We start from the raw sequence: 15,962 nt of genomic DNA on the forward strand, positions 1-15,962 counted from the left end.
GTACTGCCACTGGTGGGAGAGTAGGTCGTTGCCTTTCTTTAACAAACCTCAATCTTTGATTAGATTGAGGTTTTTTTTATGCCTTTTTTTAAGGAAAAGTTATAGTGCAACAGTTTTTCTTATTGTAAAGCCTTAGAAGGCAAATAAAAGTGGAACCTACTAATATATTTATACTTTTTAATCGTTGTTATACGTCCCTTACATAGGGATGAGACCTTATTTTTGTTTTAAAATTTTTAAAGACCAAGTAATCTTATTTAAAGGTAGATTTATTGATAGCATATATAACTGTAAAAAAAAGACTAGCATAAAGTATGCTAGTCTTTTTCTATTATATCTGAAATGATTTTATTTTTTATAGCTCAATTTACCTGTTTCAATACCAATAGCTGTTTTAGCTAGGATAGTGAAAATGAGCGCTCCTAAAGCCCAAATACCTAAAGTAACACCTATTTCTATGCCCGTGGGGGTATATTCAGCAATTTTTCCATAAGGGCCAGGGATAAAACCAGGAACTATTAATCCGAAGCCTTTTTCAATCCATATGGCTATAAATAATATAAAACAAGCAAAGTACAATACTTTTAAGTTGTTACGAAGCTTATGGAATGTTAAAATAACTGTGGCTAAAACATTTAGAGAGATAGCAGTCCATATCCAAGGTAATAAAGCTGTTTTTCCGTCTAAACCGAAGAATAAATAATAAGCACTTTCACTATGGTGTGTTGGAGCGTAAAATTCCTTAAACAATTCAGAGACTAGCATGATAATATTTATTTGAGCAGCGACAGTAACCACCATTGCTATTTTCTTGATAGTCTTATCTTCAATTTTAAATGCTGTAAAGGTTCTGATGATTGCTAAAACTAAAATAATTAAAGCTGGACCAGCTGCGAATGCAGAGGCTAAAAATCGAGGTCCTAACAGCGCATTATTCCAAAAAGGACGCGCTTGTAAACCTTGATACAGAAAGGCGGTTACTAAGTGAATACCTACCGCCCAAAAAACAGATAATATAGCTCCCGGTACATACACACTTGCTTTTGCTTCTTTTCCTTGATAATGTCTGAATAAGATATAAAACGGAATGGTGATGTTTAGAAACAAATATCCATTTAATACAATTACATCCCAGGTAAGCATAGAGTTTGGGAAGTTAAAAACACCAAAACCGGGAATCATGTGCCATAAAACAGAAGGGCCTCCCATATCGGCAACAACAAAGGCTAAACACATAATTAGTGCAGCAACAGCTAAACCTTCCCCAATTAAAACGGCTTGTTTAAAGTCAATATCTTTTAATACATAGGTAGGCATTACTAACATAACGGCAGCAGCTGCAACTCCTACTAAAAACGTAAAGTTAGAGATATATAATCCCCAACTCACTCTATCCGTCATTCCTGTAACGCTTAATCCGTGTTCTAACTGAATTGAATAGCAATACATGCCTACGAGGATGACTAGGGTTAAAAAAGCCATCCAGAGGTGATATTTTTTGGAACCTTTAGTAATAATATCTAAACTGTCTTTAACTAAACTTGTCAAAACTTTAAGTCTTCTCATTGTATATTTTTTAATCCATGAAGTACCAAAACTTTGGTTCGGTGCCTAAATCTTCTTTTAATCTGAATACTTTTTTGTTTTCTAATACCCATCGAATAGTACTACTAGGGTCGAGCAAGTTTCCGAAAATACGAGCTCCGGTAGGGCAGGCTTCCACACAAGCTGGATTTTTACCTGCTCTTGAGCGTTGAACACAGAAAGTACACTTTTCCATGACTCCCTTTTTTCGCATTCGATTTCCTAAATAATGTTGATTATGGTTCATTTCTTCTTCTGGAACTTCTGGTTTACTCCAGTTGAATCGACGACCATCGTAAGGGCAGGCTGCCATACAATAACGACAACCCACACACCAATCGTAATCAACTACTACCAATCCGTCTTTTTCTCGCCAAGTAGCTTGTACGGGGCACACTTCTACGCAGGGTGGGTTATCGCAATGAAAGCATTGGGTTCCCATATAAAAATGCCCTTCCGCAGGCACTTCGTGGTAATAATTATCATCAGCCTCATTAAAATTAAACCCTTTACCATCTTTCATCTCGTGAATTCGAATGTACTGCATTTGTGAATTTCTGTCTTGGTTGTTTTCTTCAACACAGGCACTTACGCAATCCATATACCCTTGACACTTAGAGATATTAAAAGCATAACCAAACAATACATCTTCTTCAGCATTTTTCGAAGACATATTAATTGTTTTTCCTGTACGTAACTGATAGGAACGAACCAATCTATTTACAGTAGCTTCTTTTTCCTCATCCGTCATTAATTTGTAGTTTCCTTTAAATTGTTCTTCCCAGTCTATCTGCGCTTTTTCTTTAGATTCGTCACTAGAAGTAATACTGGTACAAGAAGACATAGCTCCAGCTCCAATTAATAAACTAGCGGTTAGTTTTTTAAAGGCAGATCTACGATCCATTTTTACATCAAAGACTTGATCGAAACCGTCTTTGTGTCTTTCTTCGCCTATGGAAGCACTTACTGCTTTTTCAAAAAAATCTTTTTCACTTAACTCATCGTTTGTAGCATGTGAATTGCATCTTTCGGGTGTTTTTCCACAACCACAAGAACTATGCTGCTGTTGATGCCTATTTAGGTTTAGCGTAAACCATTTTTTGTTATTGTTGCTCATGCCTAAATTTATTTACGTTCTTTTATTTTTTGAGTATTAAATCGTGCGGGCCATTTGGTATCAAAACTCGGAGCATGTGGATTATGACAGTTAACACAGGTCATAGAAGCTCTAGGTGAAGCCCAGCTTTCAATCCGTTTCCCATGCGCACCTCCTGTCCAATCTTTGTATTGTTTTTGATGACATTGGCTGCATAGTTTGTAACTCGTATTTAAATCGATAGCATGCCCTGTTATACTTTTTAAATTATCCATGTTATTACCATCATGGCAGGTAATACAGTTCATGGTATTTAATGAAGCATGTTCTAATTTAACATTCCAATGCGCCTTTTTAATATCTTTGGTTTGCATTTTAGCTAAAGGTTGCGTGTGGCACTCCGTACATTTGTACGATTTGATTTTATCTTTTCTAGTAGGAATTAAAAATGTGATTTCATTTTCTGTAATTTCCATCATTTTCATTCCTTCTAAATACTTTTTAGAAGAGATAGAAATACCTTTATAATTGTTACTTTCAGCTTCTATTTTATCGGTAATGCTATGGTATTCATGTTCTTTATGTTTACAAGAAACAGTTATAATCACGAACAAAACAGCATAACAAACGAATTTTATATACGTATGAATTCTCATTTAGTTTTCAATTTTTCTAATAAAATTACCAATGTCTTCAGTTACTTTATGATTAGGAACATGGCATTGTCTACAATTTACTCTTTCAGGATGTGTAACTCTAATCTCTTTAGGAGCGCTTGGTCCTGCATGACAAGCCAAACAATTTTCTCTTAGTTGCAATTGATGCGGAATTACAGGAGGACTTCCTGCTAAAGCATTATTTGTACCCACTACAGGAATAGTTCCTCTTGTAAAGTTAGTTTCCTTAAACAGTGCTTGTGTTTTTTGAGGAACATGACACTGACGACAGTTAATTTTTTCTGGATGAGGAGTAATAGGCGTATATGCGTTGAACTTTTCTACATACCCACCATTTTCATGACATTTTAAACAATTATTTTCACCCATACTACGTTCACCACTACTTACTTCATGAGGAATGCTTGGAGGTGCTCCATGAAAAGCTCTATTATCATAATAGTTCTTCATCGTTCGTTGATGTATTTCGTCAACTGGCATTTTCGTATAATCTAAAGCGTATTTTGATCGTTCAAAAACCCCAGCTTCAGAAGGAATGATAGGTGTGGGTTGGTTATTTTCAATGGGTATGTATGCCTCTTCTTGACCTTGATAATAACTATAATTCCACACCGTAATAAAGGCGATAAATAGAATGATAAAAAGCGATATGATACCTAAACGTTTTTTCATAATATTAAGCTTTTTCTACGTTAACGGCACATTTTTTATAGTCTGGTTCTTTTGATATTGGACAAAAAGAATCTAGTGTTATTTCGTTAATTAACATGTTTTCATCAAAGAAAGGAACAAACACTTGCATAGGTGCTGGTACACCGCGTTCATTCACAGAAGCTGGTAAGGTTATGTGTCCACGACGCGTGGTTAGCTTTACCATGTCTCCTGTTTTAATTTGCATGCGTTTCGCATCGTCTGGATTGAGTTCGACATATGAATGTGGCATGGCTCTATGCAATACAGGAATACGTCTTGTCATAGAACCCGTATGCCAATGTTCAACAACACGACCTGTGTTTAACCAGTATGGATATTCAGCATCTGGTTCTTCAGCAGCGGGTTCGTAAGGACGTTGCCAAATAACCGCTTTACCATCTGGTTTTCCGTAGAAATGAAAATCTTCTCCGTTGCTACAAGCAGGGTCATATTTTGAATTAAAACGCCATTGAGTAGGCTTTCCTTCAACATAAGGCCATTGCATTCCTGGGTTTTCTTTTAAAACTTCTAACGGAGCCATATTATGCTTTTTATTATCGTGGTGTTTACGATATTCAGCATAAATTTCTTCGATATGAGAATCTTCTTTATAATAGAATTGTTTTTCGTATCCTAACCTTTTTGCAACCTCCACTAATTGCCAGGTATCACTCATGGCTTCTCCTGGTGGCTGTACCATTTGCTCAAAGTATTGTGTTCTACGTTCAGAATTACCATACATACCTTCACGTTCTACCCACATGGCAGAAGGTAAAATAACATCGGCAATATCAGTAGTTGGAGTAGGGTAAATGTCTGATACCACAATAAAGCGACCTTCTTTTTGAGCAGCATCTCTGTAACGTTTTAACTTAGGCATGGTAACCATTGGATTGGTTACCTGAATCCACATAAAACGAATATCACCTCTGTCTAAGGCTCTAAACATTTCTACAGTATGATAGGTTGGTTTTGGATCGATATTTTCTACTGGTACCTCCCAAATTTTAGCGGCAAATTCACGGTGTTTTTTGTTCATTACCACGCCATGAGGCAGTTTATGGGTTAAGGTTCCAACTTCTCTAACGGTACCACAAGCCGATGGTTGTCCTGTTAATGAAAAAGGACTATTGCCTGGAGTAGAAATTTTTCCTGTGAGTAAATGAATATTATAAATTAAGTTATTCATCCAAGTACCTCTACTGTGTTGGTTAGGTCCCATACACCAAAGCGACATTACTTTTTTGTTAGGATCACCGTAATAGGCAGCCATATATTTAATATCTTTAGCAGATACACCTGATATTTTCTCTACTTTTTCGGGAGTATAGTCTTCTAAAAACTTTTTGTATTCTTTAAAGCTAATTTTTTCGGGCTTGTCTTTGAACTTATAGTTATCCTCTAAACCATAGCCCATATTAGTTATGCCCTTATTAAAATTACAGTGCTTTTCAACAAAAGAGGTATTTACCCAACCATTGTTTATAATTTCATAACAAATAGCGTTGGCAACTGCTAAATCGGTTTGAGGTAAAAACAGAATAGATTTATCTGCCGCCATACTGGTACGAGTTGTACGCGTAGCAAAGTCGATAATTTTCACCCCTCTTTTTAAACGTTGATCTAGTAATCTTGAAAATAAAACAGGATGCATTTCTGCCATATTATTTCCCCATAAAACAAAAACATCAGCATGATCAATATCTTCATAGCACCCCATTGGTTCATCAATTCCGAAAGAAGTTAAAAAACCAGTAACAGCACTCGCCATACATAAACGTGCATTGGCCTCCACATTATTTGTTCCGATACACCCTTTGAAAAGTTTTGAAGCGACATATCCGTCAGGAATGGTCCACTGACCTGAACCATAAATAGATACAGCATCTTTACCATACTCTTTAATGGTTTCTTTCATTTTAGAAGCAATTAAATCTAATGCTTCTTTCATGGAGGTTTCTACATATTTACCCTTCTTTTTAACGAGCGGTTTTGTCAAACGGTCTTTACCGTACATTGCCATTACGGAATGGTATCCCTTTACACAGCATAGGCCTTTATTAACGGGAGATTTAGGATCACCCTTTACAGCGACGGCTTTACCATTTTCAACACCAATCATTACTCCACACCCTACACCACAAAACCGGCAAGGTGCTTTTTTCCAATCTAAATTTCCTCCTTTGGGTAATTGTTCTTCTTGTTCGCCAGCAAACATAATTCCTGGAAACATCGTAGCTGCTGCTGTCATGGCAGATAACACCGCCATCTTTTTTATAAAACTTCGTCTGTTTGTTGTTGAAGTGTACATGGGCTAATTCTTTAGGGGTGTATTAAATCCTGATACCATTGCTAATAATTTTAAACTGCTAATCATTTCTAGTTTTTGTTTTAAAATTTCTTCTGCTGCTTTGGTTGCTGTTTCAGTAACTACAACTAAGACATCTTTATTTTCAGCAGGTATTACTTCACATTCATTTAAGGATGATAAGGCGTTGATAAGTTCTTCTTTTTTACCATCGTGTGGATGGGCTAAATAACTTTTTATAGGCATAGAATCATTGTTAATTGTCTTTAACAAATTAATAAATATTTCCATATAATAAACATGATATTTATCATAACTTATAGTTTTTCAAGGTGTTATGTTTTTGTGGAAATAACGAAAAGCTTTGAAAGTGAAGCGAATAAAGAGTTTTTTGTCTTTTTTAAAAAAGAAAAGAAAAGGTAATTTATAATTATTTTAAATAATGTTTCCTTTTATGATTAGCCTCATAATTAAAGAAAAGATTGGGCATTAATTTTGAGTTCTAGTTTAATTTACAATTTATGTCATATAAAATTAAAAGCAGGATATGGATAGAAGTAGATAACACTACTTTTTTAGGAGAAGGAAGAGTTCGGTTGTTAAAATCGATCAAAGAGACGAAATCATTATCAAAGTCGGCAAGAGATTTGGGAATGTCTTATAAAAAGGCATGGAATTTAATAGATTCGGTAAATACAAAGGCTGATAAACCAGTTGTGGTAAAAACAGCCGGAGGTTTAGGAGGAGGTGGAACAACATTAACAGAATATGGCTTAGAACTTATTAAAATATATGAGACTGTAAACACTAATTGTTGGGTGTATTTAGACAAACAACTTAAAAAATATTTATTAGACTAACTGCAAATAGTGAAAAGAGGAAGTAGAAAGCATGATGAATATCATATTTTAAGTTTTACCACCCAAGTATTTTCGCACTAAGAATTAGTATAGATATGACATTAAAAGATAAGATTACGCGTTTAAAGTCGGAAAAAAATGCGATTATACTCGCTCATTATTATCAAGATACGGCAATACAAGATGTAGCAGATTACGTAGGGGATAGTTTAGGATTGTCGCAAAAAGCAGCGGAGACAGATGCGGATTTAATTGTGTTTGCAGGAGTGCACTTTATGGCAGAAACAGCAAAGATTTTAAACCCTACAAAAACTGTTGTGCTACCTGATATAAATGCCGGTTGTTCTTTGGCAGCCTCATGTCCGCCCAAAGAGTTTGAAAAATTTATAAAAGAGCACCCTAATCATACAGTAGTAACTTATGTGAATTGTAGCGCAGAAGTTAAAGCATTGACAGATATTGTGTGTACTTCTTCAAATGCATTAAAAATAGTAGCTTCTATCCCCAAAGAAACTCCAATTATTTTTGCTCCTGATAGAAATTTAGGAAAATATATTATAAAACAAACTGGAAGAGATATGCTCCTGTGGGATGGTAGTTGTGTAGTTCACGAAGCTTTTTCTATAGATAAACTGATAGAATTGCATAAAAAATATCCTGACTATAAAATAATTGCACACCCTGAATCTGAAGAACATATTTTAAAAACAGCAACGTATATTGGTTCTACAGCTGGAATGATTAAGTATGTAAAAGAACATTCTCATCAAAAGTTTATCGTAGCAACAGAAGCAGGAATTTTACATAAAATGCAACAAGAAGTGCCAAATACAGAATTAATTCCTGCGCCGGCTAAAGAAGACAATACCTGTGCGTGTAGTGAATGTGCGTATATGAAAGTGAACACCCTACAAAAGTTATACGACTGTTTGTTAAATGAAAGCCCCAAAATTGAAGTGCCAAAAAATATTAGAGAAAAGGCATTGGTACCAATTCAACGTATGTTAGCTCTGTCGAAATAAATGATAACAACTGATTATTTAGTAATAGGGTCAGGTGTGGCAGGACTTACTTTTGCGGTTAAGATGGGAGAAAAATTTCCTAATAAAACAGTAACCATTATAACCAAGGGAGATGAAGATGAATCAAACACCAAGTATGCACAAGGAGGTGTTGCAGTTGTTTTAAATAAAGAAGAAGATTCTTTTCAAAAACATATTCAAGACACATTAATAGCTGGTGATGGTTTGTGTGATGAAGCAGTTGTTGAAATGGTGGTTAATGAAGGTCCAAGACGGTTTAATGAATTGATTACTTGGGGAGCTAATTTTGATACAAATACAGCAGGAAAATTTGATTTAGGTAAAGAAGGAGGTCATTCAGCAAATCGGGTGGTGCATCATAAAGATATTACAGGATACGAGATTGAAAGAGCTTTGTTACAACGCATTCATCAATTAAAAAATACAAAACTCTTACCGCATCACTTTTCTATCGATTTGATTACCGAACACCAAGTAAGGTCAATAAAAAAGAAACAAACAAGGTGTTATGGTGCTTATGTATTGGATGAGAAAACAGGAACAATTCTTACAGTAAGATCGAACAATACGATTCTTGCTTCTGGTGGAATAGGAAAAGTGTACGGACATACCACAAACCCTATAATTGCCACTGGAGATGGTATTGCCATGGCATACAGAGCCAAAGCACTCACAAAAGATATGGAGTTTGTTCAGTTTCATCCAACTGTATTGTATAACAAAGAAGAAGGTTCTTCTTTTTTAATATCAGAAGCAGTTAGAGGTTTTGGAGCTTATTTAAGGGATGAAAAAGGACATCGCTTTATGCTTGATTATGATACTAGGGCAGAACTGGCATCAAGAGATATCGTTTCTCAGTCTATAGACAAAGAACTGAAGAAATCGGGAGACTCTTGTGTGTTTTTAGATTGTACCCATCTAGATATGATCGCTTTTCAAAAGCATTTCCCTACCATTTATCAAAAATGTAAAAACTTCGGTATTGATGTCGCAAAAGATTGGATACCAGTAGTACCTGCTGCTCATTATGTATGCGGTGGCATTGTGGTTGATACATATGGAAAAACAACCGTTCAAAATTTATTTTGTTGTGGAGAAACTTCAAGAACAGGGTTACATGGAGCGAACAGATTAGCCTCTAATTCCTTGTTAGAAGCCTTGGTGTATGCACACAATATTTTTAAGTTTTTGTCCGAGAATAATCCGCCTTACTTAGCCGTTGAGATACCTGAATGGGATGATGAGGGAGTTTTTTTACATAATGAACCTGAAGTAATTGATAACTGCTTAAAAGAGTTACAAGCTTTAATGCGAGATTACGTGGGAATAGTTAGAAGTAACTCACGGTTAAACATAGCAGCTACTAAACTTGAAATACTTTATGCTAAAGTAGAGCAATTATACAAAGTATCTAAAGTAACAACTGCCCTCTGTGAGTTAAGAAATATGATTACTATAGCATATTTAATTATTCATCAATCCATAGAAAGAAAGGAAAATAGAGGAGGTTTTTTTAATGTTGATAATCCAAAATAGTCAGCAGAGGTAGATTGTTTTAATCTCATGATTTTTATCATTAATTAAACAGGCCATTCTTACGATTTTTGTGTTGGTAAAATAAAAAATAAGATGTCAGAAAAATTAAAGATTGTAACTGCTGAAGAAGCGGTAGCTATTGTAAAATCAAACCATAAAATATTTTTCCAAGGAGCTGCAATGACTCCTAATTTATTAATAGATACTTTGTGTGAACGTTACCAAGAGGTAAGCAATGTGGAGATTATTCAAATTCATACCCATGGTAAAGCTAAGTATTTAGAAGAACCTTATAGTAAATCGTTCAAATTGATAAGCTGTTTTGTTGGGGATAACGTAAGGAAAGGTGTAAATATGAATAATGGAGACTATATTCCTATTTTTTTAAGTGAAATACATTGGTTATTCCGTCGTAATATTTATCCGTTAGATGTAGCTTTTATTCAGGTTTCTCCACCTGATAAACACGGATACTGTTCTTTAGGAACTTCGATAGATATTACCTTACCAGCTATACAAACTGCTAAAATAGTAATAGCGCAAGTAAACCCTAATGTTCCTAGAACTCATGGAGATGGTATTATCCACATAAACAATATTGATTATGCGGTAAAAGTCAACTCACCAATTCATGAATCGATTACAGGAACCCCTTCGGAAATAGAAACGAGAATAGGGGAAAATGTAGCAGGATTGATTGAAGATGGAGCAACACTACAAATGGGAATAGGAAACATTCCTAATGCTGTATTGCACAACTTAACCAACCATCAACGGCTAGGAATACATACAGAAATGTTTTCTGATGGAGTATTACCTCTAATAGAAAAAGGAGTGATTACTGGGGAAGAAAAAGAAATAAAAACAGGGAAAATTGTTACTTGTTTTGCTGTGGGGTCTCAAAAGCTGTATGATTTTATTGATGATAATCCGCTAGTACACTTTAAAGAAGCAGGGTATACGAATGACACATCTATCATTAAACTCAATCCGAAAGTAACTGCTATAAACAGTGCTATTGAAATTGACTTAACGGGACAGGTTTGTGCTGATACGATTGGAAAATATCAATATTCAGGAGTAGGAGGGCAAATGGATTTTATTAGAGGTGCCTCATTATCAAAAGGAGGGAAAGCTATTATTGCAATGCCTTCGATAACAGCTAAAGGAGTTTCTAAAATTACTCCGTTTTTAAAAGAAGGAGCAGGGGTTACCACGACAAGAGCCCATGTACATTACGTAGCAACAGAATATGGAGTAGTTAATTTGTTTGGAAAAAGCTTGAAAGAACGGGCAAAAGCCTTAATTTCTATTGCTCATCCTAATTTTAGAGCAGAACTAGAACGAGAAGCCTTTAATCGGTTTATCAAGTTATAAAATACAAAAGGAGTCGTTAATTAACGACTCCTTTTGTATTAAGATATTCTCTTTTCTAAAAGAACTGCTTTTGGATGCAAAATATTATTTTCGAGATGGATGTGTTTGTGTAAATCTTGTTCAAACTCTTCTAGCTTAGCATACAACGCTCTAAAAGTATTACAGGCTCCTTCTGGAGGAGTATAGTGGTTAGATAGCCTAGATATTTCCTTAAAAATATTTCCAGCACTTTCATGTTCGTGCTCCATCATTTGTATAGGGTTATTTACTGTTCCAAAAGGAGGCGTTGTATTTTTTATTCCTTCTTTTTCTGCTTGAATTAATTGTTTTATAAAGGGAAATAATATCTTTTCTTCCTTTTGCATGTGTGATAGTAACTCATTAGCAACTTCGTGAAATAACTGATTTATTTCTACAACTTCAGCATAATGGTGTCCATGTACTTTAGCTACTTTATTAACATATTGAGAAATGATAGGCAGGCTTTCTCTTACATAGGTATGATGTACATTTTCAATATAAATCATTAAAAAATCCAATTCCCATTTATCATAGTCTTCAATAATATCTTTTATTACATCAACCTCAGCTAGTTCTTTTTCAAGAGTTGCTTGATCTACATTATTTTTTGCACAAGCTTTTTCAACCGATATTCCTCCACCACAGCAAAAATCAATCCCATATTTCTTAAAAATATGTGCTGTTTTTATATTTTCTGTAACATAATCAGCTACAGTTTTGTTACTTGTTACTACCATAATTACTAGTTTTTAGATGTAAATAAAGTAGGCTTTATAGTTACCATAACCCATGCCCAATTATTTGTGTTGTTATCTGCATTACCTTTTAAAATTTCCATTCCTTCAGAAGGAAATAAATGAGAGTACCCAGCTTTAAAACTGATGTCTTTTGTAAACTTATATCCGTATACAAGATCCACTTCAGTTCCTAATTCATTAGAAACAGTATCATTAATATCTGCCGCAGCTGAAAAATGATGAATAAAAGCAGTTAAACCAGATTTAGAGTTCAATTTAAAATTAGCTTTCGCATATAAATCTAGCAAACCAACACTGTTTATGTGATTACCCACATAGAAATAATCCATAAAACCGTTAAATTTATGGTTAGTTCCATAGAAAGGAGTAAAAGCATTGTTTTTATCAGCAGGCGTATTGTAGTCATTACCACTTTGTAATTCAACACCCAAACCAACCTTTGTTTTTTCAGAAGCTTTGAACATAGCCTCTAAACCAAGTAAATAAGCACTCAACTCTCTATCTAAAGCATCGTTTCCAAATTGATAATATAAATTAGCAGTAATATTAAATTTATCCTTTTTGGCAGTTAAATGAGTTCCTATAGTTTGACTGTACGTAAGTCCGTTAGGAGCTTGCATTCCGTTGTTTAAAAACAAAAAACTACCAGAAAAGTTACTCCAATCTTTATGTAACCAGGCATATTGCATTGCTTTATACGTATTTGGAGTAGTCAAATTTGTGCCTGTTAGGTTTTCTTTCGATTGGTTAAAAGCCAAACCAATATCAAATTTAAAAGCATCTTTTTGATACTTCAACATGGCCATGTCATGACTACGAGCCTGTTGCGCCCAATCTACATTCCCAAAAATCCTGCTATCATCGTATATAACTTCTTGACGTCCCAATTTTACAGAGAACTTAGCATCTAAAAATAGTTCTCCCCATGCTTGGTGAACACTTAAACCGCTGTTATCAGCAGTATTTAATTGCGGAACATCTCCCCAAACTCTTACATCTTGAAAACTAACATAAAAGTTTAATTTTTCAGTTTTATAGGTAGTATTCAATCGGGTTCTTTGTGAAACAAAAAGAGCAGGGTTGGTATGATCTGGAAATAAAGTTTTAAATCCATGCCTATATTCAGCACGCGGACGTAGTTCAGCATCAATGGTTAACTGAGCAAAAGCTGTAGTGGTAGCAAAAAAGAGTAATGCTATTATAATTTTTGATGTTTTCATGATTTTTTTAAATTAATAATATCCCCAAATTTCTAGATAAATGCTAGGTTAAAACATGATAAAAATCAGGCAGGTAAAAAAAAGGATAAAAATATCTTTTATAATAACAAAATTAAAATGAATATAGTTGATAATGAATTGTAGTTTTGTAAGTAAAATAGAAAAGAAACTACTAAGAAGTTACATAAAATAAATGTGTGAAATGAATGACAAAATTTTAACTTGGAAAGACGTAATCAATTTTGCGGTAAAGGGAAATCCAATACCCGATAAAAGGGTGGAAAAAACGGCAGCAGAGTGGCAAGAGCTTTTAACACCTGAACAATTTAGAGTAACCAGACAGAAAGGGACAGAAAGACCAAACTCAGGAGCATTGTGTAGTGTATATGATGCTGGCAAATATAAATGTGTATGTTGTGGCACACCTTTGTTCGATTCAACAATAAAGTTTAGTTCAGGAACAGGTTGGCCCAGTTTTACACAACCTATCAAAGAGAATGCTATTCAATATGAAAAAGATACTACCTTTGGTATGGTTCGCGTAGAAGTGATGTGTAATACTTGTGATGCGCATTTGGGACATGTATTCCCTGACGGACCAGAACCTAGCGGATTACGTTATTGCATTAACTCGGCTTCAATGATTTTAGATACTGAATAAAGAAAGGAGAGAAATGACAAATAATAAATTAGAAGTAATAACCGTTGGTGGCGGTTGCTTTTGGTGTGTAGAAGCTGTTTTAAATCAAATAAAAGGAGTAGAAGAAGTAGTATCTGGTTACATGGGCGGTACTGTACCAGGAACACCAACTTATAGAGAAATTTGTTCAGGTTTAACAGGACATGCAGAAGTAGTACAAGCAATGTTTAATCCTGAAATTATAAGCTATGAAGAGTTGTTGGTAATGTTTATGACAAGTCACGACCCAACAACGTTAAACAGGCAAGGAGCAGATGTAGGAACCCAATACCGTTCTGTAATTTTTTATCATACTCAAGAACAACAACAAATTGCTGAAAAAGTAGTAAAAAAGTTGGCTCCTTATTATGAAAGTGAAATTGTAACAGAAATAAGTGCTGCTTCAACCTTTCACATAGCAGAAGAATACCATCAAAATTATTACGAGAATAATAGAGAACAAATGTATTGTTCAGTTGTAATTTCGCCAAAATTGGCTAAATTGAAAAAACTGTACGCAAGCAAACTAAAAGAAGAATAGAACGTGTTGAAATTCAATATACAAAATACCTTTACAAACGAATTACCGGCAGATCCAATCCAAGAAAACTCTAGAAGACAGGTAACAGAAGCTTGTTTTTCGTATGTAACACCTAAAAAAACATCTAATCCGAAAATTTTGCATGTTTCAGATGACATGGCAAAAGAATTAGGACTTTCGGAAGCAGCAATAACTTCAGAGGAATTTAAGAACATTTTTACAGGGAATGATGTATATAAAAATACACAACCATATGCCATGTGTTATGGAGGACACCAGTTTGGGCATTGGGCAGGGCAATTAGGAGATGGTAGAGCGATTAACTTGTTTGAAGCAGTTTATGACAAAAAATGGGCATTGCAGTTAAAAGGAGCAGGAGAAACACCATATTCTCGAACTGCAGACGGATTAGCAGTGTTGCGTTCCTCTATTCGGGAGTATTTGTGTAGTGAAGCCATGCATCATTTAGGGGTACCTACAACAAGAGCTCTGTCATTAGCATTATCGGGAGATGAAGTATTAAGAGATGTACTATACGACGGAAACGCTGCGTATGAAAAAGGAGCAATCGTTTGTAGAACAGCCGAGTCTTTTTTACGCTTTGGAAATTATCAAATATTCACAGCTAGAGGAGAGGTAAAAACATTGAAAACATTGGTTGATTATACCATTAAATACCATTTTGCTCATCTAGGAAAACCATCAAAAGAAAGCTATGTATCTTTTTTTAAAGAAGTAGCAGAGCGTAGTTTAGAAATGGTAATTCATTGGCAACGTGTAGGTTTTGTACATGGAGTAATGAATACTGATAATATGTCGATTCTTGGTTTAACCATTGATTATGGACCTTATGGATGGTTAGAAGGTTACGACCATGGATGGACGCCAAATACAACGGATAATACTCATAAACGTTACCGATACGGTGCGCAACCAGAAGTCGTTTTATGGAATTTATATCAGCTGGCAAATGCGCTATATCCTTTAATTGAAGAAGCAGAACCTTTAGAAGCAGTTTTGGAAAGTTATCAAGAAAAATTTCCTGAAAAGTACATGCATATGATGCGAGAAAAATTAGGGTTGTTTTTGGTAAAAGAATCAGATGGAACATTAGTTTCAGATCTTGAAGAAGTACTTCAAAAAATAGAAACTGATATGACCATTTTTTTCCGATTATTGTCTGGTATTTCAAAAAATGATAGCATAGAGGAGGCAATCAAAAAAATAGAAAAAGCATTTTATACGCCTTCAGAAGTTGTAGATGAAATAAAAAAATCTTGGGAAAACTGGTTTCAAAATTATATAGGTAGGTTACAAAATGAAACTGTTTTGGATGAAGAAAGAAAAACAAAAATGAATGTTGTAAATCCGAAATATGTACTCAGAAATTACATGGCACAATTAGCGATTGATGCTGCCAATAAAAATGATTTTGTATTGTTAAATGAGTTATATTTATTGCTCAAAAATCCCTACGATGAACAACCAAAAAACGAAAAATGGTTTGCAAAACGACCAGAATGGGCTCGAAATAAAGTAGGATGCTCTATGTTATCTTGTAGTTCTTAA

The 15,962-nt window shown here is 34.7% G+C and carries 15 protein-coding genes; 7 read left to right on the plus strand and 8 right to left on the minus strand.

Annotated elements, in window-relative coordinates; genetic code table 11:
* Positions 1 to 348: 348 nt before the first annotated feature.
* The 6 genes from dsrP to V1T75_RS00030 are packed head-to-tail and all read right to left on the minus strand — an operon-like array spanning position 349 to position 6,649.
* On the minus strand, positions 349 to 1,566 hold the full coding sequence (gene dsrP, locus V1T75_RS00005) for a sulfate reduction electron transfer complex DsrMKJOP subunit DsrP (protein ID WP_330486509.1): 1,218 nt from the start codon (positions 1,564 to 1,566) through the stop codon (positions 349 to 351).
* A gap of 10 nt (positions 1,567 to 1,576) precedes the next feature.
* Positions 1,577 to 2,701 carry a 4Fe-4S dicluster domain-containing protein gene (locus V1T75_RS00010; protein ID WP_330486510.1) on the minus strand — a complete coding sequence of 375 codons (1,125 nt, stop codon included), beginning with the start codon at positions 2,699 to 2,701 and terminating at the stop codon, positions 1,577 to 1,579.
* A gap of 8 nt (positions 2,702 to 2,709) precedes the next feature.
* The gene (locus tag V1T75_RS00015; protein ID WP_330486511.1) at positions 2,710 to 3,336 is read right to left on the minus strand and encodes a multiheme c-type cytochrome; all 627 of its coding nucleotides are present in this window, start codon (positions 3,334 to 3,336) and stop codon (positions 2,710 to 2,712) included.
* Entirely contained in the window at positions 3,337 to 4,029 is a 693-nt protein-coding gene (locus V1T75_RS00020; protein ID WP_330486512.1) for a nitrate reductase cytochrome c-type subunit, read from the minus strand. It lies immediately after the preceding gene.
* A 4-nt stretch (positions 4,030 to 4,033) separates the two neighbouring features.
* Entirely contained in the window at positions 4,034 to 6,361 is a 2,328-nt protein-coding gene (locus V1T75_RS00025) for a molybdopterin-dependent oxidoreductase (RefSeq protein WP_330486513.1), read from the minus strand.
* Positions 6,362 to 6,364: 3 nt separating this feature from the next.
* The gene (locus V1T75_RS00030; RefSeq protein ID WP_330486514.1) at positions 6,365 to 6,649 is read right to left on the minus strand and encodes a hypothetical protein; all 285 of its coding nucleotides are present in this window, start codon (positions 6,647 to 6,649) and stop codon (positions 6,365 to 6,367) included.
* Positions 6,650 to 6,879: 230 nt separating this feature from the next.
* Between V1T75_RS00030 and V1T75_RS00035 the strand changes: the two genes are divergently transcribed.
* The 4 genes from V1T75_RS00035 to V1T75_RS00050 all read left to right on the plus strand — a co-directional run bounded on the left by V1T75_RS00035 (position 6,880) and on the right by V1T75_RS00050 (position 11,174).
* Positions 6,880 to 7,218 (plus strand): winged helix-turn-helix domain-containing protein, encoded by a 339-nt coding sequence (locus V1T75_RS00035; protein WP_330486515.1) that lies wholly within the window; start codon positions 6,880 to 6,882, stop codon positions 7,216 to 7,218.
* 95 nt (positions 7,219 to 7,313) lie between these two features.
* A complete protein-coding gene (gene nadA / locus V1T75_RS00040) occupies positions 7,314 to 8,240 on the plus strand; it encodes a quinolinate synthase NadA (RefSeq protein ID WP_330486516.1) in 927 nt (308 codons plus the stop codon).
* A complete protein-coding gene (gene nadB, locus V1T75_RS00045) occupies positions 8,241 to 9,797 on the plus strand; it encodes an L-aspartate oxidase (RefSeq protein WP_330486517.1) in 1,557 nt (518 codons plus the stop codon).
* Between the two features lie 93 nt (positions 9,798 to 9,890).
* Positions 9,891 to 11,174 (plus strand): acetyl-CoA hydrolase/transferase family protein, encoded by a 1,284-nt coding sequence (locus V1T75_RS00050; protein WP_330486518.1) that lies wholly within the window; start codon positions 9,891 to 9,893, stop codon positions 11,172 to 11,174.
* 38 nt (positions 11,175 to 11,212) lie between these two features.
* Here V1T75_RS00050 and ric read toward each other — a convergent pair whose 3' ends face one another.
* Positions 11,213 to 11,932 carry an iron-sulfur cluster repair di-iron protein gene (ric, locus tag V1T75_RS00055; protein WP_330486519.1) on the minus strand — a complete coding sequence of 240 codons (720 nt, stop codon included), beginning with the start codon at positions 11,930 to 11,932 and terminating at the stop codon, positions 11,213 to 11,215.
* A gap of 5 nt (positions 11,933 to 11,937) precedes the next feature.
* Positions 11,938 to 13,173 (minus strand): alginate export family protein, encoded by a 1,236-nt coding sequence (locus V1T75_RS00060; protein ID WP_330486520.1) that lies wholly within the window; start codon positions 13,171 to 13,173, stop codon positions 11,938 to 11,940.
* A gap of 214 nt (positions 13,174 to 13,387) precedes the next feature.
* Between V1T75_RS00060 and msrB the strand changes: the two genes are divergently transcribed.
* The 3 genes from msrB to V1T75_RS00075 are packed head-to-tail and all read left to right on the plus strand — an operon-like array spanning position 13,388 to position 15,962.
* Positions 13,388 to 13,834 (plus strand): peptide-methionine (R)-S-oxide reductase MsrB, encoded by a 447-nt coding sequence (gene msrB, locus V1T75_RS00065; protein WP_330486948.1) that lies wholly within the window; start codon positions 13,388 to 13,390, stop codon positions 13,832 to 13,834.
* A gap of 13 nt (positions 13,835 to 13,847) precedes the next feature.
* Positions 13,848 to 14,393 carry a peptide-methionine (S)-S-oxide reductase MsrA gene (gene msrA, locus V1T75_RS00070; protein WP_330486521.1) on the plus strand — a complete coding sequence of 182 codons (546 nt, stop codon included), beginning with the start codon at positions 13,848 to 13,850 and terminating at the stop codon, positions 14,391 to 14,393.
* A gap of 6 nt (positions 14,394 to 14,399) precedes the next feature.
* Positions 14,400 to 15,962, plus strand: coding sequence for a protein adenylyltransferase SelO (locus V1T75_RS00075; RefSeq protein WP_330486522.1), 1,563 nt, complete (start codon positions 14,400 to 14,402; stop codon positions 15,960 to 15,962).

This window comes from Tenacibaculum sp. FZY0031 (assembly GCF_036350695.1).
GTDB lineage: Bacteria > Bacteroidota > Bacteroidia > Flavobacteriales > Flavobacteriaceae > Polaribacter.